At 43.2% G+C, this 21,623-nt stretch carries 19 protein-coding genes and 1 tRNA gene; 14 read left to right on the forward strand and 6 right to left on the reverse strand.

Annotation, left to right across the window (positions count from 1 at the left end):
* Positions 1-14: 14 nt before the first annotated feature.
* Together I3249_RS01470 and I3249_RS01475 are read right to left on the reverse strand one after the other, a co-directional pair.
* Positions 15-878, reverse strand: a complete 864-nt coding sequence (locus I3249_RS01470) for a methyltransferase domain-containing protein (protein WP_238068180.1) — start codon at positions 876-878, stop codon at positions 15-17.
* Positions 879-934: 56 nt separating this feature from the next.
* Entirely contained in the window at positions 935-1,216 is a 282-nt protein-coding gene (locus I3249_RS01475) for a hypothetical protein (protein WP_165598548.1), read from the reverse strand.
* Positions 1,217-1,684: 468 nt separating this feature from the next.
* Here I3249_RS01475 and I3249_RS01480 point away from each other — a divergent pair, with 468 nt between their 5' ends.
* The 7 genes from I3249_RS01480 to I3249_RS01510 all read left to right on the forward strand — a co-directional run bounded on the left by I3249_RS01480 (position 1,685) and on the right by I3249_RS01510 (position 10,016).
* The gene (locus tag I3249_RS01480; RefSeq protein ID WP_238068182.1) at positions 1,685-1,864 is read left to right on the forward strand and encodes a hypothetical protein; all 180 of its coding nucleotides are present in this window, start codon (positions 1,685-1,687) and stop codon (positions 1,862-1,864) included.
* A 292-nt stretch (positions 1,865-2,156) separates the two neighbouring features.
* Positions 2,157-4,949, forward strand: a complete 2,793-nt coding sequence (gyrA, locus tag I3249_RS01485; protein WP_238068184.1) for a DNA gyrase subunit A — start codon at positions 2,157-2,159, stop codon at positions 4,947-4,949.
* A gap of 176 nt (positions 4,950-5,125) precedes the next feature.
* A complete protein-coding gene (rarD, locus tag I3249_RS01490; protein ID WP_238068186.1) occupies positions 5,126-6,196 on the forward strand; it encodes an EamA family transporter RarD in 1,071 nt (356 codons plus the stop codon).
* A 240-nt stretch (positions 6,197-6,436) separates the two neighbouring features.
* Positions 6,437-7,507 (forward strand): EamA family transporter RarD, encoded by a 1,071-nt coding sequence (gene rarD, locus I3249_RS01495; RefSeq protein WP_101206186.1) that lies wholly within the window; start codon positions 6,437-6,439, stop codon positions 7,505-7,507.
* A 194-nt stretch (positions 7,508-7,701) separates the two neighbouring features.
* Positions 7,702-8,370, forward strand: a complete 669-nt coding sequence (locus I3249_RS01500; protein WP_102094352.1) for a glutathione S-transferase — start codon at positions 7,702-7,704, stop codon at positions 8,368-8,370.
* A 94-nt stretch (positions 8,371-8,464) separates the two neighbouring features.
* Complete coding sequence (locus tag I3249_RS01505; protein ID WP_238068188.1) at positions 8,465-8,776, forward strand: hypothetical protein; 312 nt, start codon at positions 8,465-8,467, stop codon at positions 8,774-8,776.
* Between the two features lie 103 nt (positions 8,777-8,879).
* On the forward strand, positions 8,880-10,016 hold the full coding sequence (locus I3249_RS01510) for a ribonuclease Z (RefSeq protein WP_238068190.1): 1,137 nt from the start codon (positions 8,880-8,882) through the stop codon (positions 10,014-10,016).
* A 40-nt stretch (positions 10,017-10,056) separates the two neighbouring features.
* Here I3249_RS01510 and I3249_RS01515 read toward each other — a convergent pair whose 3' ends face one another.
* Entirely contained in the window at positions 10,057-11,004 is a 948-nt protein-coding gene (locus I3249_RS01515; protein WP_238068248.1) for an ATP-binding protein, read from the reverse strand.
* 216 nt (positions 11,005-11,220) lie between these two features.
* On the opposite strand from I3249_RS01515, the gene I3249_RS01520 reads away from it, so the two are divergent.
* From I3249_RS01520 to I3249_RS01530, 3 genes are all read left to right on the forward strand, one after another.
* Positions 11,221-12,246 carry a protein kinase gene (locus I3249_RS01520; protein ID WP_238068192.1) on the forward strand — a complete coding sequence of 342 codons (1,026 nt, stop codon included), beginning with the start codon at positions 11,221-11,223 and terminating at the stop codon, positions 12,244-12,246.
* 167 nt (positions 12,247-12,413) lie between these two features.
* Positions 12,414-12,974: a DJ-1/PfpI family protein gene (locus tag I3249_RS01525; RefSeq protein ID WP_346268572.1), complete on the forward strand. Its 561-nt coding sequence runs from the start codon at positions 12,414-12,416 to the stop codon at positions 12,972-12,974.
* Between the two features lie 59 nt (positions 12,975-13,033).
* Positions 13,034-13,432 (forward strand): ribbon-helix-helix domain-containing protein, encoded by a 399-nt coding sequence (locus tag I3249_RS01530; RefSeq protein WP_238068196.1) that lies wholly within the window; start codon positions 13,034-13,036, stop codon positions 13,430-13,432.
* A 213-nt stretch (positions 13,433-13,645) separates the two neighbouring features.
* Here I3249_RS01530 and I3249_RS01535 read toward each other — a convergent pair.
* From I3249_RS01535 to I3249_RS01545, 3 genes are all read right to left on the reverse strand, one after another.
* Positions 13,646-13,730 (reverse strand) — tRNA-Leu (locus I3249_RS01535).
* A 195-nt stretch (positions 13,731-13,925) separates the two neighbouring features.
* Positions 13,926-15,707, reverse strand: a complete 1,782-nt coding sequence (locus I3249_RS01540) for a sigma 54-interacting transcriptional regulator (protein WP_238068198.1) — start codon at positions 15,705-15,707, stop codon at positions 13,926-13,928.
* 98 nt (positions 15,708-15,805) lie between these two features.
* Positions 15,806-17,170, reverse strand: a complete 1,365-nt coding sequence (locus I3249_RS01545) for an ATP-binding protein (protein WP_238068200.1) — start codon at positions 17,168-17,170, stop codon at positions 15,806-15,808.
* 135 nt (positions 17,171-17,305) lie between these two features.
* Here I3249_RS01545 and rimO point away from each other — a divergent pair, with 135 nt between their 5' ends.
* From rimO to uppS, 4 genes are all read left to right on the forward strand, one after another.
* Positions 17,306-18,892: a 30S ribosomal protein S12 methylthiotransferase RimO gene (rimO, locus tag I3249_RS01550; protein ID WP_238068202.1), complete on the forward strand. Its 1,587-nt coding sequence runs from the start codon at positions 17,306-17,308 to the stop codon at positions 18,890-18,892.
* A gap of 172 nt (positions 18,893-19,064) precedes the next feature.
* Positions 19,065-19,790: a UMP kinase gene (pyrH, locus tag I3249_RS01555; protein WP_057759121.1), complete on the forward strand. Its 726-nt coding sequence runs from the start codon at positions 19,065-19,067 to the stop codon at positions 19,788-19,790.
* A gap of 112 nt (positions 19,791-19,902) precedes the next feature.
* Positions 19,903-20,457, forward strand: a complete 555-nt coding sequence (gene frr / locus I3249_RS01560; protein ID WP_057759123.1) for a ribosome recycling factor — start codon at positions 19,903-19,905, stop codon at positions 20,455-20,457.
* Between the two features lie 388 nt (positions 20,458-20,845).
* A complete protein-coding gene (gene uppS / locus I3249_RS01565) occupies positions 20,846-21,604 on the forward strand; it encodes a polyprenyl diphosphate synthase (protein WP_238068204.1) in 759 nt (252 codons plus the stop codon).
* The last annotated feature ends 19 nt before the right edge of the window (positions 21,605-21,623 follow it).

Raw genomic sequence — 21,623 nt, forward strand, 5'->3', positions numbered from 1 at the left:
GCTGTCGTCTTAATTTACCGTTTAGCCAAAATGTGTAAGTAACGCCCAAGCCATTTGTACGGCTCTAATTGTGAGTAGCGTAACTCCATTCTAATCACTGCATCTGGGTCGTTATGCCCGCCACGCTTGAGTGGTGCATAATCATGAAATACCCGCAAGCCACTGCTGCGCACCGTCTGATAGTCATGCGCCTTTAACCAAGACTGAACCTCTTCTTTAGCGACGGGATGATTGGGTGTCAGACTTTTCTTGTTGTCTGCCTTATAGTTTGTATTATCGAGTAGATTAAAATTTCCCATGATAAGGTTACGATAATCAAAGCTTGCAGGATTATAAAAGCACAAAGATAGCGCACCATCATCTGTTAAATGCTGATCAAAAAAGTCCATAACCGCCGCTGGTTCTGCCAACCATTCAAGTAGCGCGTGCGACATAATCAAATCAAATTTTTCTGTCTCTGTCTCTGTCTCTGTCTGAGCCAGTTTTTCTTCAAGCGCTTGATAAGGGCAAATATACCAAGTGATGTCTAGCTTTTTATCGATTTTCTCTGCGCTCGCTTTTGCCTTCTCAAGCATATTTGCTGAGATGTCATTTATGACTACGTTATGACCTTGAGCAGCAAGTTCTATCGCAATTTGCGCAAGCCCTGCACCCACATCCAAGATGCGTAAAGGTCGCCCAAGCGCCTCACTCATTTGTGCGCTATATTCGAAAATATCACGGCGTAGCACAGCCAATCGAATCTCGCCTTTTAAACCACCATAGACTTTCTTTTCGAAATGATCGGCAATGGCATCGAAACTACGATCTGCTCGATCGTTTTCTGCTGGTATAGAAAGGTTTGAGTCAGGCTGGCTATCTTGATGTCTAATTGGCATAAGGTATTTAGTTCAATAAGTAAGAGGGTCAAATTAATAAAACTATTCAGTATTAACTAGCGTTTCAGGCGTCTGTTAATTACCCATTTAAAAACGACCTTCGCTAATACAATAACGACAAATACCACAATAACAAACACCCACATACCATTGCCTTGTAGATTTTCTTGATAGGCTTTTGACAAGTATGCTGATAAAGCCATCGCGGCTAAAAGTGCTCCCCAACGGACATAAGGGACAGCGCGATTGTTATGGTTAGGAAAGCTAGCAACATAATCGCTCGAAAAACTGTATAGCACCATTGCTAAAATCCAAACAATTGCAAGAATGATATCCATAATAAAAGTAGCCTGTTAGGTCGTTATGTAAGTGCTATAAAAGATGAGGTAGTGTAGCGTTTAGAAATTTTTTGTCCAGTATCACTCAAAAAATAGCTGCATCAAAGTGGTTTAAATCATAATGTGCTGATTAAAATAATATGATTTTGAAAACATTATGATGTTGAAATACAGTCTGCTTATGAAGACAGTGTGCTCATAAAAACAATTAGTTTATGTCAGAGACAGTTGTAGGTGTTGTTATATTGGCTAAATATTCTAAGCATCCTAGTTGTTTGCCAATAGAGCTTATATGCAAACCACGTATGAGCCCTATGCTCAAGATTTTAGCGTTAAATTAAATGTCATGTTGAACTGTAGATAGAAATATAAGTATCCACTCAGTTAGTCAAAATAAATCTTGTCGAGCTATAGCTAATAAGTATAGTATTTTTCTATTTAATATCCATCAGATACGGAGAATAAACAATGAAACCAATCAGCACAGCGCTACTCGCCCTAGTATTTACTTTTACATCTATGAGCCAAGCACAAGCTCGAAATACGCCTTGTTCAGGTAAAATGGGCGGGCTGTCTCATTGCTCAGCAGATGGTAAGTTCGTCTGTAAAAATGGCAAAATCAGCCAATCAAAAAAAACCTGTCATTAGAATTATTTTAGTGTGTGTCAATAATTCAAAATATCACTGCGAATGAACCGCCTAGCTTGATTTTAATGGTACTCAGAACCCCCTAAATCAGCAAATTTGTGCTAAAATAGCTTCTTTTATTAAACATTAAAACTATCGCTATTTTCCTATTGTTTTGCACGTGTAGCAGTGTTTTTTTATGGTGTCTATTTTGGTCATGACTGCCCATTTATGTGGCAGTATTTTTATATGATCTACGGGTGCCATAAGCGATGTGTCAACGTTAGAAAAAAATGTGAGTGAAGGAGTGTATATGAGCGAATCGGTCAGTCCTATTGGCATCGTAGATGAACTAAAGCAGTCGTATTTGGATTATGCGATGAGCGTGATCGTCTCGCGTGCGCTGCCTGATGTGCGTGATGGGTTCAAACCTGTACACCGCCGCGTGATGTATGCCATGCACGTGCTATCAAACGATTATAACAAACCGTACAAAAAATCAGCACGTGTGGTCGGTGATGTTATCGGTAAGTACCATCCACATGGCGATATTGCCGTCTATGATGCCATCGTCCGTATGGCGCAGGATTTTAGCTTGCGCTATCCAATGGTTGATGGTCAAGGTAACTTTGGCTCGATCGATGATGATCCTCCGGCAGCGATGCGTTATACCGAAGTACGTATGACCAAACTGACCCACCAGATGCTCGCTGATTTGGACAAAGATACGGTCGATTGGGAAGACAACTACGACGGCTCTGAGCGCATGCCAAGTGTGATGCCAGCGCGTATTCCTAACCTATTGGTTAATGGTGCCACTGGTATCGCGGTAGGTATGGCAACCAACATGGCACCGCATAACCTGACCGAAGTGATTAATGCGTGTTTGGCATATGCCGAAAATCCTCAAGTCTCTGCCGAAGAGCTGATGTCGCATATCTCAGGTCCTGATTTCCCTACAGGCGGCATTATCTATGGTCGTGCGGGTATCTTAGATGCTTATCGCACGGGTAAAGGTCGTCTACATATCCGTGGTCGTTATCACATCGAGCCGATGAGTAACTCTGGGGTCAACCGTGATCGCGAGCGTATTGTATTTACCGAAGTACCTTATCAGGCCAACAAAGCCAAGCTGATCGAGCGTATCGCAGAGCTTGTTCGTGATAAAAAAATCGAAGGTATTAGCGAAATTCGTGATGAGTCTGATAAAGATGGTATGCGTATCGCCATTGACTTGCGTCGCGGAGAAACTGCTGAAGTTATCGTTAATAACCTATTTCTACAAACGCCGCTAGAGTCTAGCTTTAGTATCAATATGGTGGCGCTGGATAATGGTCAGCCAAAACTATTGACCTTGCGTCAGCTTATCGCTGCATTTGTCCGTCATCGTCAAGAAGTGGTGACACGTCGTACGATTTATGAATTGAACAAAGCCCGCGTTCGTGGTCATTTGCTAGAAGGTCTAACGGTCGCACTAGCCAATATCGACGAAATTATTGCGACGATTAAAGCTTCTGCAAACCGTGGTCTAGCACGTGAAAGCTTATTAAATAACACGTGGGGTTCAGGTAGTGTCGTTGCGATGCTCACAGCTGCTGGTAGTCAATCGGTACGTCCTGAGTTTATCGATGGCGAAGATCCTAAAGCGCCGTTTGGTCTGATCGAAGGCGAAGAGCGCTATCGCTTGTCACTTGAACAGGTCAATGCGATTTTAGACATGCAACTGCATCGTTTGACTGGCCTTGAGCAAGATAAATTGACCGAAGAATACCAAGACTTACTGCGTGAAATCGCACACTTAGAGTCTATCCTTGGCGATTTTGATAAGCTGATGGCTATTATCTCTAATGAGATGATCGAGATTCGTGATAACTTTGGTGATGAGCGCCGTACCGATATCATCGATTCACGCATGGACTTTAGTCGCGAAGACCTTATCCCTGAGCAAACGGTCGTCATGACGGTATCGCGTACTGGCTACGCCAAAACTCAGCCGATTGATGACTATGTCGCACAAAAACGCGGCGGTAAAGGTAAGTCTGCCACGGCCATGAAAGAAGATGATGTAATCGATCATTTAGTCGTGACATCAACGCATTCTACGGTACTGTGTTTCACTGATAGTGGACGTGTCTTTAGCTTACGTGGTTTTGAAGTGCCGATTGCCAGTCGCGGTGCTCGCGGTCGTCCATTGGTTAATCTAATTGGTCTAAATAGCGACGAAACCGTTACGACCATACTACCAATTCCAAAAATCGTAGAAGATACATCAGTAGTAAGTGAAGTATCAGAAGTAAGCAATGATGACGATTCGGTAGAAGATAGCAACCAAGCAGAGCCGCCTTTTGTATTCTTTGCCACGGCCAACGGTACAGTGAAGCGGGTAGAGCTGAAGCAGTTTGCCAATATTCGCTCGAACGGTTTGATTGCGGTTGGGTTAGAAGACGGTGACAAATTGGTCAGCGCTCGTATCACTAATGGTAGCCAAGAAGTAATGTTGTTCGCTTCAAGTGGTAAAGCCATTCGTTTTGATGAGAATGATGCGCGTGCGATGGGCCGTACGGCTAAAGGCGTCCGCGGTATGCGTCTGGCTACTGACGAATTTATCAAATCATTAGTCGTTATCGAAGATGATGTACGTGAAATCTTGATTGCTTGTGAAAATGGCTTTGGTAAACGTACCTTTATCGATGAGTTCAATACACAAAATCGTGGCGGTGGCGGTGTGATCGCTATCAAGACCAGCGAGCGTAATGGCGCACTAGTACGAGCGACCAAGGTTGACTCTACCGACGATATCATTTTAATCTCTGATAAAGGTACGTTGGTTCGTACCCCAGTTGAGCATGTCGCTAGCTCTGGTCGTAATACACAAGGCGTAACATTGATTCGTCTGTCAAAAGATGAAAAACTGGTTGCCATGGCACGTGTTGAGCATGAAGAGAGCGATGATGAACTTATCGATGCCATGAGAGAAGACGGTACGTTTGACGTAGAAGGTCAGGAGCAGATAGATATTGATGCGACAACTGACAATACTGCAACTACTGACGTCGATGATGCGATTGATATTGCAAACGATCATAAACCAAGTGACAATCTATAATAGACTCACTATGCATAAGACGATGACGAGTAATAGTCTTGGTAATTAGCTTTTGAGTCTAGTCTCTTAGCATTTTTCTAGAAAAAAGCCTCTGACGTTATCGTCGGAGGCTTTTGTTTTTTCATTCTCATTTTTTCAATACTGTAAATAAGGTTCTATTTTTTAAGGCTGTTGTTATGCTTACGACCAATCAAACTTTTCAGGGAACGGTTGCTTCGGTATCATCGAGCTTTTTATTCTCGATGATGTTTTTGTTTGGACTGTTTATGCTGCCCTTAACAGGGACGCAGGTAGCATCATGGCGTGTGCTCATGATGTTGCTCAGTTTGGTGATATTGGTCAGTTTGACTAAGCAGTGGCAACGTGTTTTTGATTATATAAAGACGCTAAAGACAGTCAAGGAATGGCTTATATTTATACTGCCTGCGCCAATCCTAGGTGGACAGATTTGGTTGTTTATGTGGGCACCGGTCAATGGGTTTGGTCTCGATGTCACATTGGGCTATTTTTTATTGCCGCTAGTGATGATTGTGCTTGGTCGATTCTTTTACCATGAATATATGAGTATCTTGCAATGGGCTGCCGCGATATTTGCAGCACTCGGTATCGGCTACGATATTGTTCAGTATGGATCAGTATCTTGGGTGACACTGTTTGTATGCTTGGGTTATCCACCGTATTATCTGCTACGGCGCACCCTTTCTGTACCGCCCATTACAGGGTTACTGTTTGATTTGACGCTGTTGACACCAGTCGTGCTCGTCGTGCTATATATGACGGGCGGTTTTGATGTTGCGGTGCAAGACATGAAGTTCTGGTATCTACTGCCGCTGCTTGGTGCTTTTAGTGCGCTTGCGATGTCGCTGACGATGATTGCCAGTAGCAAGTTGCCTGTTTCACTGTTTGGGGCGTTAAGTTATATCGAGCCAATGCTGTTATTTGTGTTGTCTATTACTATTCTGAGTCAAAGCCTTGAAGAAGGTGGTTCACTCTTTATGTACGGCATGATTACGCTTGCGCTACTGGTCATGATGGCTGATAGCGTAAAAGGCTACCTTGTTCGTCAGCGTAATGACCGCTTGCATGGTTATAGAGAGCTTCAGATTGGCGGCTTTCCACCGCGTCGTCATTTTATCAATCAGCGTATCGATGGCGTGCTAAAAGCCCATCGTTTTCGTAAGATTCGTCGTTACCAAAAGAAGATGGATAAGATACAGCAAAAAATCGAACAACTTGATGCAAAATAAGCACTTACCTGCATTAAATTTACTCAATTTAAAAGTTTAGACACTAGATGAGCAGTGGCATTGCTTATTCATTCTGACTTTGACATAATGCCGACCATGATGTAAGCCTAATACATCAAAAGCGTTCAACTTAGATTGCGCGACGACCTTATATGCAAAAGCCTCAGACGTTCTCGTCTGAGGCTTTTGTTTTTTTTAAAAATTGCCATGGATGTGCCCCAATCTTTAAAGGCTGTTGTGATGCTGACTACTAACCAAACCTCGCAGGGTACAATCACCGCTGTCGCTGCAAATTTTTTATACTCATTACTGTTCTTATTTGGTCTACTGCTGCAACCATTATCAGGTACGCAAGTCGCTTCGTGGCGCGTGCTGACAATGTTTTTTAGTCTCGTGCTGCTGGTCAGCGTACTAAAGCAATGGCAGCACATTTTTGATTATCTAAAAACACTAAAGAACGCAAAAGAGTGGTTTTTATTCATATTACCCACACCGATTTTGGGCGCGCAAATCTGGATATTTATGTGGGCGCCAGTCAATGGTTTGGGGCTTGAGGTCACGTTGGGTTACTTCCTATATCCGATGATTATGATCGTTGTCGGCAGGTTCTTTTATAACGAAGACATGAGCTTACTTCAGTGGGCTGCCATTGTATGTGCAGGTCTGGGTATCGCTTACGATATTTTTGAGTATGGTGCTATTTCTTGGGCGACTTTGTTTGTTTGCTTGGGTTATCCTCCTTATTATCTACTACGCCGTAAGTTGGCCGTGCCGCCTATTACTGGTTTGATTTCAGACCTTGTATTGTTGTTGCCAGTGGTATTGGTCGCGCTGTATATGAATGGTGGTTTTGAAGTAGCAATTACCAACCACAAGCTTTGGTATCTGTTGCCGTTATTAGGCATTATCAGTACCGCTGCGATGTCACTAACGATGGTGGCCAGTCAGAAGTTGCCTGTCTCACTATTTGGCACTCTGTGCTACCTTGAGCCAATATTCTTGTTTATCTTCTCAATCGCAATTTTAGACCGCAGCCTACATGATGGTGGCTCCATGCTGATGTACAGCATGATTTTCATTGCACTGCTGATTATGATTGCTGATAGCGCATTGGGCTATATGGCACGTAAACGTGAAGACCGCTTACATGGCTACAATGAGCCACAAGTGGGCAGTTTTCCACCGCGCCGTCGTCTGAAAAACCGCCGTATCAAAGGCGTGCTAATCGCGCATCGATTCCGTCAGATCAAGAAGTATCAGCAAAAAATAGATAAAATGACGCGCAAGATTGAAGCATTGCATTTAGATTGATGTTGAAGAGTACACCGTCTTAGATAGTATCGATTCGGTAGGCATAGTTTTCTAGTATGTCTGCCAACTCACAGTATTAAAGAAGTACAAATTACGCTATTATCGAGAGCAGTAGTGCCGCGATTGAGTGAACATATGGCGCTATATCTGAGATATTATGGCTGATTTACTACAATATATAACTAGGACGGTTTATGTTACATCTTCATCATTTAGCAAACTCGCGCTCGTTTCGTATTATCTGGCTGTTGGAAGAGCTCGGCGTTGATTATAAACTGACTTGCTATGAGCGCAATAAGGCATACCGTGCCCCTGATAGCTTAAAGCAAGTGCATCCGATTGGTAATGCACCGATACTAGAAGCAGACGATCGTGTGCTGATTGAGTCAGGGTTTATCATTGAGTATTTGATTAAGCACTATGATAAAGAAAAGCAGTTCAAACCTGACGATAATAACGAAGCAGCGTGGGAAGCCTACACGTTTTGGCTACACTTTGCAGAGGCTTCATTGATGCCACTGTTGGTCATGCGTTTGGTATTCACCAAAGTAGTGTCTCAATCGCCAATGCTAATCAAACCTATCAGCAAAAAAATCCAAGGTCAGATTGAAAAGAACATGATCAGTAGCGGTTTGGAGAAGATGCTAGATATGATGGAGCGTCATCTACATGAAAACCATTGGTTTGCAGGTAGTGAATTTAGCGCCGCTGATATTCAAATGCATCTTGCGGTCTTAGGTGCCAATGCTGGTGCAGGTTTAGATCAGAGTAAATATACCAATCTTTTGAACTGGCTCAAACGCTGCGAAGAGCGAGATGCCTTTAAGCGAGCAGAAAAAAAGGGCGGCCGTCTGAATTTCTAGAGGATACTGGTATAATCATCTCTCAACGCTTAAGTAGCCATGTAGACCAAAGGCTTTGTTTATGAATAAACAAAGCCTTTTTTAGGATAATGTTATGACAGATCTAAATACCTCGAATAAAGACCATCTGAAACAAGATAGCCTAGATAAAGACGATAATCAGTCAGCAACTCAAACATCACTCAATAAGCAAAATATCAGTATGCAAGAAAATAATAGACAGCAGATTAATAGCCAGCAAGTCTCTATCAAATCGTGGTCACAGAAAATTCTAGTGGTAATTCTGTGTGCAGCGAGCTTTTATGGTGGCTGGAAATCTTACGAATCAAATATGGTAAATGAGTGTACTGGCAATGGTGGACAAATGGTTGAAGGTCAAAAAACCATGATATGCCAACTGTCGTAGCTAGGGCATATTCTTCGTTTATCTTATTTCTGTCATTGATTTACGATGAAGAGATGCTCTCGTACTTCTGAGCCAGTACTCCTGATAAATAAAAGGCATCACTATGCTAAAGCTAACCTTTTTGGGTACCTCCGCAGGTGTACCGACCAAACAGCGTAATGTGACCGCATTGGCCATAGAGTGTTTAAATCCGCATACCTCTGGCGTACAGCAAGGAAGTCGTCAACAGAGTAATCAGAGTAAAAAATCGCGCCCATGGGTGCTGATTGATTGTGGTGAAGGCACGCAGCAGCAGTTGCTACATACCAAGCTCTCATTGCATCAATTGGCTGCTATTTGCATCACTCATGTGCATGGTGACCATTGCTACGGTCTGCCAGGACTATTAGCAAGTGCTGCTATGTCAGGGCGCCGTGAACCATTAACTTTGATTGCCCCAAAAGCAATCGCGACACTGCTCGAAGCCATTACCTTAACCACGGAATTGTATTTACCTTTTGCTCTCGATTTTATAGCGATTGAAGAGGTGTTGGCTGAGCAAGGTGATACGAACAAGGTCAGTATTAGCTTAAGCGACCAACATCAGCTTGATATTGATATCACGCGGCTATCGCATCGGGTTGCTTCTCATGCCTTTGGTATTACCCAGACTATTAGCCGCCGCATCCTTAATACAGATAAGCTTGTGGCAGATGGTATTCCAGCAAGCGCATTGTGGGGCAAGTTACAGCAAGGCGAAGATGTCACGACTGAGGGTAATAGACAATTGCGCTCAGTAGATTATGTTGACAATGAGATACAGCGGACGCGAGTGGTGGTGGCAGGAGACAATGATGCGCCAAATTTGTTAAGCAAAGCCGTTATCAATGCGGATTTATTGGTGCATGAAGCCACTTATACGCATGAGGTCATGATGGCTATTCAAGCCAGAAACCCTGACTATGACCCAATGCATAGCAGTGCGCATGTGGTGGGCACATTCGCGCAAAAGATGAACCTGAAAAACATCATTTTGACCCACTTTAGCGCTCGCTATCAGAACTTTGATAATCCAGATAGCGAAACGCCAAATATGGCATATATTCGTTTAGATGCTGAGAGCGTCTACAAAGGTAATCTATGGCTGGCGGCAGATTTTGACCAATATATGGTTGATGGTGCAGTTGAATCGGTAAGCAATCAAGAGAACAGTCAAGAAGAGAGTCGCGTGCAGTATATAGGCTCTGCACGCAGTGATTAGACATCGTTAAGCTTAGATATGATTTAGCGTTAAATATGACCTAGTACTTACTGTCTTCGATAGCCAATTGTGTTTTACCACTCCAAAAACGGCTAAATTGATAAGCAACTCGTCCTGAGCGACCACCACGTTCTGAGGCCCAGCGTAGCGCATCCTTTCTGATCTTATCAGGCATAGATTGACTTTCCAAAATCCCCTTAGCATCACTATCCACATCAGCTGAGATTTTTTGCTGCTCTAAACTCAGATAGTGCTGAACAATATGCAGATAAGTCTGCTGATCCATAGGATGGAAGGTGAGGGACAAACCGAACCGATCTGATAATGACACGGTCTCATCAATGGCCTCATAGGGATTGACTTCATCCGTCTGCCCATTATAGATATCGACATTGTCTTTCATCATCTGCGGTAGCAAGCGACGACGATTACTGGTGGCGTAGACCAGTAGTTTGTCTTGCTCAGAGTCTAGCGAGCCATCGAGTACGCTCTTTAGCGCACGATAGCTTTCGTCTTGACCATTAAAAGCGAGGTCATCACAGTATACGATATAGCGGCAATGACAATCTGCTGGTAGGGCATTAATAGCAGCACGAATCTTATCCAATACTTGCAGATCATCGCGCGCAACCTCAATAATACGCAAGCCTTCACTATAATGGGCTTGTAGCAAAGCGCGAATCAATGATGACTTACCGGCACCGCGTGTCCCTGACATCAATACATGGTTGGCAGGGTAACCTTTAATAAACTGACGGGTGTTTTGTACCAGTTTCAACTTTTGCGTATCGATACCATGCAAGTCATCTAAGCTCAAAAACAGGTTGACCGACAAAGGCTGCAGGTGACCAGTGCGTCCACCAACCCAGCGATAAGCAAGCTGGCTCGGATCAATTTCAATAGTTGGTGTGACTCGCTCTTGTAAGTATTGACTGAGTAAGTCTAACAACGGTGCAGGTAGGGTATAAGTAGGTTGGTCAGATGGCATGGTTGGGATATTTGGTTGGGACATAGTGGCTCTAGCAATTAAGGTTGTCTTTAATACCATACCCAAAAATACAGTTAACGCTGCTGAAATTTCAGTGCCTACAATCTTAGTACCTAGTAATCATAGTACTTGTAATCATTATTCGCGCTATTATTATCTTTGGAAATGATACGAATGGGAAGGCAATAATCTCACTATATTATGAGAAACAATACCATGGAAAATAGTGCCAGTAATCCGCCTATTACGCAAGCCTTGCAAGCGCAGGCGATGCAGCTATTGCCTATTATTAACCAAGAACTGGACGCACAAGATTTTAGTGAGATAGTGCATCAACGTATTGCTCAGCAAAGCACAGAACAAACGCAAGATGCCAAAACGCAACATATCGACAATACTTACTTCCAAGGTCTAACGCGCGCCCAGCATCCACAATTTGGTAGCGTGATGATTAAATGGCAGTTGAGTGATGGCGCTTATCCTATCGCTTCTGATTTAACTCATGAAGCGGATATTTTAGCTGCTGTAAATGCTTCATCGAAAATCAAAGATAATGCTATTGCACCGCCACTATTGGCTCATCATTGTGTAAACGTTCAAATACTAGAGCAGCCTCAAAAGCTAATAATTGTTGTTATGCCTTATTACTCTAATGGTAGCTTGGCGAGTCAGCTGACCGCTTCAAAACACCTGTCACTAATAGCGTCACAAAAGCATCATTTCATCACTCAATCCGCATACTTGATAGCTAATTTGCATCAGGCTGGTTGGCTACATAATGATATTAAGCCCAGTAATATTTTGATTGAAGGTTCTGACGATGAATGGCCCGCAGATACCATGAGTAATAGTCTGACTCCTAGATTGTTACTCACTGATTTTGCTTTATCACAATGTATGACGATGGCTAATAGCCAACCAAATCCTGCCGGTACACCAGCGTATCTCGCACCTGAGCGCTGGCAAGGACAGAGTGCAACTATACAGAGTGATATCTACGCGTTTGGCGTAATGATAGTTGAGATACTAACAGGCAAACGCCCGTTTCAGGTAAGCGCCAATAGCAATGAGAAATCGAAAGCGTGGGCGATTCAGCATTGCCAACAACCCATTCCAATGTTACCAGCAGAATATAGTCACTATCAATATATGGTCGACAAAGCATTGGCGAAGCGTGTAGAGAGACGGTATCAGGAGATGGATAAGATATTGATAGATTTAAAGTTATTAGAAAATAGCTGAATTTATTATTTTATTTTAAAAAGTGATTGTTTGTAGTATTCATATATTACCTAGTCATTGTTTTTTATGTTTGAATGGATATTCAGGCTCATTTTAAGCGAAGTCGCTATAAACTAATTTGGGTTCCCGTATTTCATTACAATGTTTTATTACAATACAGTGAGAATATCATGGCTAAAGTACTGATTATAACTGGTGATTTTGTTGAAGACTATGAAAACATGGTGCCGTTCCAAGCGCTACTAGCGATGGGGCATGAGGTTGATGCGGTCTGTCCAGATAAAGTGGCAGGTGATAGCATCGCTACCTCAATACACGACTTTGAAGGTGACCAAACTTATACCGAAAAACGCGGTCATAACTTTGTCCTTAATGCGTCTTTTGCTGATATCAATGTCGCAGATTACGATGCTTTGTATTTACCAGGTGGACGTGCGCCAGAATACTTGCGTTTGAATGCTAAGGTCATTGCAATGATTCAGCATTTCGCAAATACTGATAAACCGATTGCCTCGGTTTGCCATGGGCCACAAATGCTGACAGCTGCGGGCGTATTAAAGGGTAAAAAAGTATCTGCTTATCCTGCGTGTCAGCCAGAAATAGAAATGGCTGGCGCTGAGTATGTCACGTTACCTATGGATGGCGCTATTACAGATGGGCAACTGGTAACGGCACCTGCATGGCCTGCCCACCCAGCGATGCTAAAGCAGTTTGTTGCCTTGCTATAAGCATTAATTCGGGTCTGTTGAACGTTCAATAGACCCCAGTATCGAGAGAGGATATATATATGTGCCAACTTTTTATGAGTGCTGACGATAGCTTGTGGAGCTCTAAAACCAAATCGCTTCGAATTCAGGGCGTTGTCACTTCAATTCGTTTAGAAGTGTTTTTTTGGGATATATTAGAAGAGTTGTCATTTCGCGATCAAATGACGGTTAATCAACTGATCACTAAGCTATACCTTGAATCTCTCGATGCTGATCATGATATTAGCAATTTTACCTCTTTTTTAAGAGTTTGTTGTTCTCGTTATTTATCTTTAATAGCCGATGGCGATCTTTCTCGCGAAACAAGATTACCTTTAGAAAAAGTCGATGCAAAAAATATAATTCAACGTGAAGCTCTTCGTAAAAATCAACGTAGTGCATTATTCAATAATAGTGAGGAAAACATTTCTATTAATTAGTTCTGGCTATGGTAGGTGCATGAAAGCATTGATTCAGAGGGTGGAGTGTCGCTATTAGCGTATGGATGAAGTGTTAAAGGATTTATAAAGGTTAGAAAAGTAGATTAATACTTTTAACAAGATACTTTATAGTTTTAATACCAAATTCCAGACACAAAAAAACCTGCTAAAAAGCAGGTTTTGATATTTGGTCTAAGATGTACTATCCGAAAATGGTGGGGCTGGAGAGACTCGAACTCTCACACCTTGCGGCGCCAGAACCTAAATCTGGTGCGTCTACCAATTCCGCCACAGCCCCATTTTCGTTACTCTATCATCAAAAGCGATTAAACTCAAACGCTATCTAGACAGTTAACTGATTCGGTAGTGCGTCTCAGTGGTTGGCTATTATATAGAGTTTTAATTGTTTGGCAACCCCTATTTGCAATTATTTTTAATTATTTTTGATATTAATTTTAAGTAGTTGATATTAATAATAATTTATTATCGTTTTTTATTCTTTAGTTGGTACTCTCGGGGCAGAGATATCCAACTGCTGCAATTTGCGCGTCAGAGTATTGCGTCCCCAACCAAGTAAGCTCGCTGCCTCTATCTTTTTGCCGCCGCTATGATTGAGTGCTGCTGTTAATAACACGCGCTCAAACTCAGGGGTTGCTGTTTGCAAAATATCAGTTTCCCCCGTGCTTAGCGACTGCTCAGCCCAATCAGCCAAGGCTTGCTGCCAACTTTGGTTTTTAGGCAACGGGCTACTGCGATCATTTTGCTGATTGTTTAACGCACTACTATTTAATACATCGCCATTTTGTACCAAGTTCTCTTGAGCGTCTTCCTTCGATGAGCCATGCTCTTCATAAAGCACCGTATTAGGTGAGATGTTTTCAAGTAGCTCTGGTGGCAAATCTGTCGCCATCACCGTATCACCAGTAGCCATAACCGTGAGCCACAAGCAGACGTTTTCTAATTGACGTACGTTACCACGCCAGTCGAACGTCTGCATAATTTGTAATGCGGCAGGATGTAGATGCTTCGGGGTGGTACTCATTTGCTCTGCGGCAGACTGCATAAAGTAGAGGGCTAATGCAGGAATGTCTTCAGGGCGTGTACGTAGTGGTGGTAGGGGTAAACGAATGACATTGAGGCGATAAAACAAATCTTCGCGGAATCGACTTTGTTTTACCAGCTCTTCTAAGTTTTGGTGAGTAGCTGCAATGATACGTACATCGACCTTTATCGGCTGCTGACCACCAACACGATAAAACTCACCATTGGCCAATACGCGTAACAGCCGTGTCTGAGTGCTAAAAGGCATGTCGCCGATTTCATCTAAGAATAGGGTACCGCCGTCTGCCTGCTCAAAACGGCCTTGGCGCATCGTTGTTGCACCAGTGAACGCGCCTTTTTCGTGACCGAATAGCTCAGACTCGATCAAGTCATGCGGTATGGCTGCCATATTAAGCGCAATAAATGGTTGCTGTTTACGCGGGGAGTGCTGATGTAGAGCACTGGCCACCAACTCTTTACCTGTTCCAGACTCACCAGTGATTAAGACGGAAATGGGGGATTGAGCCAGTCTGCCAATAGCACGAAACACCGTTTGCATGGCTGGTGACTGTCCAATGATGCCGCTAGGGTTCCCATTATCTTTGGTTACGCCGGCACCTTTGTTCTTATTTTCTTTAGTTGTCTTACTAACAGAGGCTGCTTTAGGTTTTATAAGGTCTTCAGTGAAAGTATCAGACGTTATATTGGTATTAGGTTCATCTGAAAGGGAAACAGTCGTTGTCTCTAAATTGGGCTGATAATTGATGGCTTTATAAATCGTTGCAACCGCGTCATCTAAGTCAAAAGGCTTGGGCAGGTATTCAAAAGCACCAGTCTGATAGCTATTGATAGCAGAGGTCAGGTCTGAGTGTGCCGTCATAATTACGATTGGCATTTTAGGGAAATGCTGATGGACCCAGTCGCTAAAAGACAATCCATCCATCATTGGCATACGAATATCGGTCAATATGACGTCTGGTAATTGCTCAGCTGACTCTTGCTGCTTTAACACATCATTAAGGCGAGTCCATGCTGCTTGTGCTTGAGTAAAACTGATAACGGTCAATCCAGCATCTTCAAACGTGTCGGCCAACACCATACGTAGGGCTGCATCGTCATCGATTAACCACAATGTGGCAGGGTGGTCGCTGGGTGCATTATTCACAGTTACTATTTGTGATTGTGGTGATTGATCATCGCTTTTAGGTTGGAGGTCGTCGCTATATTCAGTCATGTATTGGGCCTAATCAGCAATTATTGATGGTAAGTTGGGGATTGGGAGTTAGCGTTATGAAATTTAGCAGCCTTTAATTCATAAATTCATAATTTGGGTTATGTCTCAGTGATGGGTTGAGTAAATGGTAGATATAGCGTAAATCGGGTTTGCTTATCTTCTTGCTCTTTTGTCGAGCTCACATCAATCATACCATGATGATGACTGATAATATCTTGAACGATGGATAATCCAAGACCTGTACCGGCTGCACGGCTAGTGACCATTGGGAAAAATATCTGACCGATCAATGCTGGATCAATACCTGAGCCATTATCGGTAATGGTAATTTGCATCACTTGCTTGTGCTGCTGCCCGACGATCGTATGCTGAAAGGCAACCCGCGTTTGAATATGCAATGTCGGTTGATAGTCAGAATTACTCTCAGTTTGCATGGTAGCTTGTGGTGATTCTTGAGACTCTGAGATTTTATTCTGTTGTAGCGTTTGTTCGAACTCAGTCATCGACTCACAAGCATTATTAATGAGGTTTAAAAACACTTGAATCAGCTGATCCTTATCAGCGCATAACTCTGGCAATGATAAATCATAATCACGCTGTAACACTACCTGTGGATACTGATTGGTCACTAAGGTTAAGACATGCTCCAGAGGCTCATGGATATTGAGCGTTTGCCAGTTTGGCAGTTGATTGGAACCCAGAAGCTGCCCAATAAGATGGGTCAATCGATCAGTCTCTGAAATAATAATGTCCGTATAGTTACGCAGCTTTTGATTCATTTTTTGCAAATCATGCTGCGTGTCAGCGTTGGTAGTTGTCAAAGCATTATCAGCGCTAGAGGTGCTAGTAGTAGATGCGTCGCTGAATTTAATGAATTGCCGTTGCAACAGCTGGGCTGCCCCGCGAATACCAGCAAGAGGGTTTTTTATTTCGTGCGCCACCGAGCGTAGCATATGACGGGCCACTGTATACTGCTGTTGTTGGCGCTGCTCCTCAGAGATACGACTTTGACGATCTTTACCCCACATCTCGATAATAAAATAAGGCTGCTGTTCATAGATGACTGGCGTGACGCTATAGTCGACTGACAATGATAAATTACCATTTAGCGGTGTTTTTATGATGTGGTCATGATCGATAAAAGGTTGTTGATAGTTTTGCGCTTGCACAAAGCGCTCGGTCAACGAGTATGCTGGCTCGCTCGAAGGCTCATTTTCATTTATATCACTACTATCATTATCGATAAATGCAGTATCTTTAGTCTTCAACTCATCGGGTGCGAGCAGTGTCAAGATGGATTGATTGATTAGTCTGCCGCTACTAATGGCGAGTAGCTGCTCGGCTTGAGCATTCAACCGTGTGATTGATAGCTCATCGTTGACCCATAAAATAGCGGTGAATAAATGCTGAGATATAAATGCGAGGTCAGGGGTTGTTTTGGCGGTTATAAAATCAGCGTTCATCAGTAGGGCCCAAAAAAGTCAGATGCTTGAGATAATATTTAACCACAAATCAAGACTATAGAGCGGCAAAACTGGTGATTTTTGCAAAAAAAACGTACAATGCGCTCAGCCAATTTATCTCTAGCAAGGTCAGCCATGTCCAAAACTTCTACCGAGTCAGTGAATACGACAGCAACAGCTCCTCTATCTGCCGTAAAAGACACTGCCACTATCTTCAATCCTGCCGCGCCTACCATAGTACAAGAGCAGAGTCAGGCAGATGCCAGTCAAACAGATACTAAACAGCCTTACCATCATAAAGCCAATCACAACCAAAACCGTAGTGTAGCCCAAAGCAGCGATGTAACAACTGCCAATGCGACTGCTGCGATGCCAGTTAGTGCGGCGCCAAAGATTGGTTTTGTGTCACTAGGTTGTCCAAAAGCATTGGTAGATAGTGAGCGTATTATCACTGAGCTAAGCCGTGACGGCTATCAAGTAGCCAGTGATTACGACGGTGCTGACTTGGTCGTGGTAAACACTTGCGGCTTTATTGAGTCAGCGGTACAAGAGTCGCTCGATGCGATCGGCGAGGCAATTAGCAAAAACGGTAAAGTGATTGTTACTGGTTGCTTGGGCAAAGAAGCGGACAAAATCCGTGAGATGCATCCAGCTGTACTAGCAGTGACGGGCGCGCATGCCTATGACGAAGTGATTACGGCAGTGGCGCAGCATGTGCCTAAGCCAAATCGCAGTCAGGACGCCAACTATGATCCAAAAATAGATTTGATTAATGAAGCGGGTATCAAACTGACCCCAAGCCATTATGCATATCTAAAAATCTCAGAAGGCTGCAACCACCGCTGTACGTTCTGCATTATCCCAAGCTTACGCGGCGATTTGGACTCACGTCCGATTGATAATGTGATGAATGAAGCACTGGCGCTCAAAAAAGCTGGCGTGAAAGAATTGCTTATCATCTCGCAAGATACCTCGGCATATGGTCTTGACCTAAAGTACAAGATCAGCTTTTGGAATGGCATGCCGCTCAAGTCTAAGTTTTATGACTTATGCCAAGCATTGAACGATTTGGGCATTTGGGTTCGCTTGCATTATGTCTATCCGTATCCACATGTAGACAAAGTCGTTGAGTTGATGGGTGAGAAGAAACTGCTTCCTTATCTGGACATTCCGTTCCAGCATGCCAGCCATCGCATCCTAAAAGCGATGAAACGTCCTGCGCATAGCGAAAACACCTTGGCTCGTATCAAAGCATGGCGTGAGATTTGTCCTGATATCGTGATTCGCTCGACCTTTGTGGTTGGTTTCCCTGGTGAGACTGAAGAAGATTTTCAGTGCTTGCTTGATTGGCTAGTTGAAGCACGCCTCGATCGCGTGGGTGCATTTACTTATTCAGAAGTAGAAGGCGCAGTGGCTAATGATTTGCCTGATCATGTGCCTGAAGACGTTAAACAATCTCGCTATGAGCGTTTAATGGCGCTACAGCAAGATATTTCAGCGCAAAAGCTACAAGAAAAAGTCGGCAAGACTTTAACGGTATTGGTCGATGAAATTGATAGCGATGAAAATATTGCTATTTGCCGTAGCTATGCTGATGCACCTGAAATTGATGGTCATGTCTATGTTGATGACATCAACGCTCAAGTTAAAGTAGGGCAGTTCTTAACCGTGACTATCGACGATGCTAGCGAATACGATCTATTCGCCAGTTATCAAAGCTAGATATCCAATAAGATATGCGAGTGAAAATTGCCCAATGAGGGGCAGTTTTTGCTACAATTAGCGCAATTTAGCCTTTTTAATACGCTTAGCTGTAAGTGTAGCGTTGTGGGCAAACTCGATTTGTATTTTACCGATAATTTTCTTTATAATTTCATAATAACAAGGTGACCTCATGTCTGACAAAAACCCGCGTTACGCTCGTATCTTGCTGAAACTCTCCGGTGAAGCCTTAGCTGGCAGTAAAGACATGGGTATTGATACCGAAGTGCTTGATAAAATGAGCTTGTCTATCGCTCACTTGCGTGGACTTGGTGTCCAAGTTGGTATCGTGGTCGGCGGTGGTAACTTATATCGCGGTGCGCAATTACAAAAAGAAGGTCTGGTTGGCCGTGTTACTGGTGATCAGATGGGCATGCTAGCGACCGTTATGAACGGACTGGCAATGCGTGATGCGCTTGAGCGTCGCAATATCAAAACTCGTTTGATGTCAGCGTTACCGATTGGTGAAGTTACCGAAAGCTATAGTAGTCGTAATGCGATTCGTTATCTCAAAAACGGCGAAGTTTGTATCTTTGTTGCAGGTACTGGTAACCCATTCTTTACCACTGACACCGCTGCTTGTTTGCGCGGTATCGAAATCGAAGCTGGTTTGATTTTAAAAGCGACTAAGGTTGACGGCGTTTATGACAAAGACCCAAGTCTACATGACGATGCAGTCAAATATGATGGTCTGACTTTTGATGAGGTACTAGAGCAAAAGCTAGGCGTCATGGATTTAACGGCTATCGCATTGTGCCGTGAGCATAACGTACCGCTGCAAGTGTTTGACATGACTAAGCCTAATGCATTGTTAAATGTCATTATGGGTGAAAATGAAGGCACACGAGTTTTTCATTAATTGATGCGATACTGGAAACTAACGTCAGTAAATAGCTAACGATTAGCAATAAATAATTAATATCCCAATAGCAAATAAAAAATTTGTCGGTAACGATAAATAAGGATACACAATGATTAAAGAGATTAAGCAAGACGGCGAAGCACGCATGCAAAAAACGTTGGAAGCGCTTGAAAGCACTTTCAGTAAAGTTCGTACTGGCCGTGCGCATCCAGGTATGTTGTCAGGTGTGATGGTCAGCTACTACGGTTCTGATACCCCATTGAACCAAGTGGCAAGCGTCAACGTCGAAGACTCACGTACCTTGCTGGTTCAACCGTTTGACCGTACGATGGTGCAAGCAGTAGATAAGGCCATTCGTGAAGCAGATTTGGGTCTAAACCCAATGTCTGCTGATGTGATTCGTGTGCCGATGCCAGCATTGACAGAAGATACTCGTCGCGATATGCAAAAGCTTGCACGTGGGGAAGCTGAGAGCAGCCGCGTTTCTATCCGTAATATTCGCCGTGACATGATGAATGACATCAAAGACTTGGCAAAAGAAAAGGAAATCTCAGAAGACGATGAGCGCCGCGCTAGTGATGACATTCAGAAAATCACTGACAAATATATCGAAACGATTGATGCTCGCTTGAGCAAGAAAGAAAGCGATTTGATGGAAGTTTAATACTGATATATTTGGTATTTATAGCAAGAATCAGTTCGGTAGATTATCTGTAATTGAGCAGCCAATACTTTGTAGCTATTGGCTGTTTATTATTGTGTAGACTGATATAGTTAATCCTCTATAAAAGAGTCGCAGCGTTAACCTCGATTGAAGTATCGCATATACATCTGAACTCGGTTGCTGGTCTCTCTTTTAAACTGAATCAACTATATGCAGCCATATCTAGAACATGCCAAAAACGCGATTGATTAGACTTTGTTCATCGCATTCTGAGCATTAAAAATTCACAATATAATTATGATAAGTTAGTGAATTATATAAATGGCACTTTTTATTCGCCGTTGCACACGTTATTATTATTTTACCTTAACAATAAGCAAGTTCGCCTATGTCCACTTCAGCCGTTTTGGCGTCCGCTATTCTTCCTCGTCACATTGCCATTATTATGGATGGTAACAATCGCTACGGTAAGGCCAATAATTTAGGCCAAGGCCAAGGTCATGTAGCGGGTAAAAATGCACTAGATCCCCTTGTTGATTATTGTGTCAATACAGGCATTAAAGTGCTGACCGTTTTTGCGTTTTCTAGCGAAAATTGGCAGAGACCGCCTAGTGAGGTAGCATTGTTGATGAAGCTACTCACATCGACGATTCATGAGCAAATGCCGCGAATGAATAAGTATCGTATTCGCTTGCGTTTCATTGGTGATCGCAGCCAGCTTAGTGAGTCACTACAAACGCTAATGGCTGACGCAGAAGAAAAGACGGCAGAGTTTGATGCGATGACGCTGGTGATTGCGATTAGCTACGGTGGACAATGGGATATTGCAAATGCAGCAAAACAGCTGGCTCAGCAAGTACAAGATGGCGAATTAAAAGCTGAAGATGTCAGCGAAGAGCTGTTAGGTAACTACGTACAATTAGCCGACACGCCAGCAGTAGATATGCTAGTGCGTACGGGCGGCGAGTATCGTATTTCTAATTTCTTATTATGGCAATCCGCTTATGCTGAGCTGTTTTTCACTCCCACATTGTGGCCGAATTTTACAGCAGAAGAGCTGGCTTTGATGATCGCAGAGTTTGCAAAACGTCAACGCCGCTTTGGCAAAACCAGCGAGCAGGTAGTAATAGAGCAGCAAGGGCACTGAGCAATGAGTTGATAGGTAA

The sequence above is a fragment of the Psychrobacter sp. Ps1 genome (assembly GCF_022129425.1).
Lineage (GTDB): Bacteria > Pseudomonadota > Gammaproteobacteria > Pseudomonadales > Moraxellaceae > Psychrobacter.

Coding starts and splice junctions, on each gene's coding strand:
- I3249_RS01470 (WP_238068180.1), bottom strand. CDS start 878: ATGCCAATTAGACATCAAGATAGCCAGCCTGACTCAAACCTTTCTATA.
- I3249_RS01475 (WP_165598548.1), bottom strand. CDS start 1,216: ATGGATATCATTCTTGCAATTGTTTGGATTTTAGCAATGGTGCTATAC.
- I3249_RS01480 (WP_238068182.1), top strand. CDS start 1,685: ATGAAACCAATCAGCACAGCGCTACTCGCCCTAGTATTTACTTTTACA.
- gyrA (WP_238068184.1), top strand. CDS start 2,157: ATGAGCGAATCGGTCAGTCCTATTGGCATCGTAGATGAACTAAAGCAG.
- rarD (WP_238068186.1), top strand. CDS start 5,126: ATGCTTACGACCAATCAAACTTTTCAGGGAACGGTTGCTTCGGTATCA.
- rarD (WP_101206186.1), top strand. CDS start 6,437: ATGCTGACTACTAACCAAACCTCGCAGGGTACAATCACCGCTGTCGCT.
- I3249_RS01500 (WP_102094352.1), top strand. CDS start 7,702: ATGTTACATCTTCATCATTTAGCAAACTCGCGCTCGTTTCGTATTATC.
- I3249_RS01505 (WP_238068188.1), top strand. CDS start 8,465: ATGACAGATCTAAATACCTCGAATAAAGACCATCTGAAACAAGATAGC.
- I3249_RS01510 (WP_238068190.1), top strand. CDS start 8,880: ATGCTAAAGCTAACCTTTTTGGGTACCTCCGCAGGTGTACCGACCAAA.
- I3249_RS01515 (WP_238068248.1), bottom strand. CDS start 11,004: ATGCCATCTGACCAACCTACTTATACCCTACCTGCACCGTTGTTAGAC.
- I3249_RS01520 (WP_238068192.1), top strand. CDS start 11,221: ATGGAAAATAGTGCCAGTAATCCGCCTATTACGCAAGCCTTGCAAGCG.
- I3249_RS01530 (WP_238068196.1), top strand. CDS start 13,034: ATGTGCCAACTTTTTATGAGTGCTGACGATAGCTTGTGGAGCTCTAAA.
- I3249_RS01540 (WP_238068198.1), bottom strand. CDS start 15,707: ATGACTGAATATAGCGACGACCTCCAACCTAAAAGCGATGATCAATCA.
- I3249_RS01545 (WP_238068200.1), bottom strand. CDS start 17,170: ATGAACGCTGATTTTATAACCGCCAAAACAACCCCTGACCTCGCATTT.
- rimO (WP_238068202.1), top strand. CDS start 17,306: ATGTCCAAAACTTCTACCGAGTCAGTGAATACGACAGCAACAGCTCCT.
- pyrH (WP_057759121.1), top strand. CDS start 19,065: ATGTCTGACAAAAACCCGCGTTACGCTCGTATCTTGCTGAAACTCTCC.
- frr (WP_057759123.1), top strand. CDS start 19,903: ATGATTAAAGAGATTAAGCAAGACGGCGAAGCACGCATGCAAAAAACG.
- uppS (WP_238068204.1), top strand. CDS start 20,846: ATGTCCACTTCAGCCGTTTTGGCGTCCGCTATTCTTCCTCGTCACATT.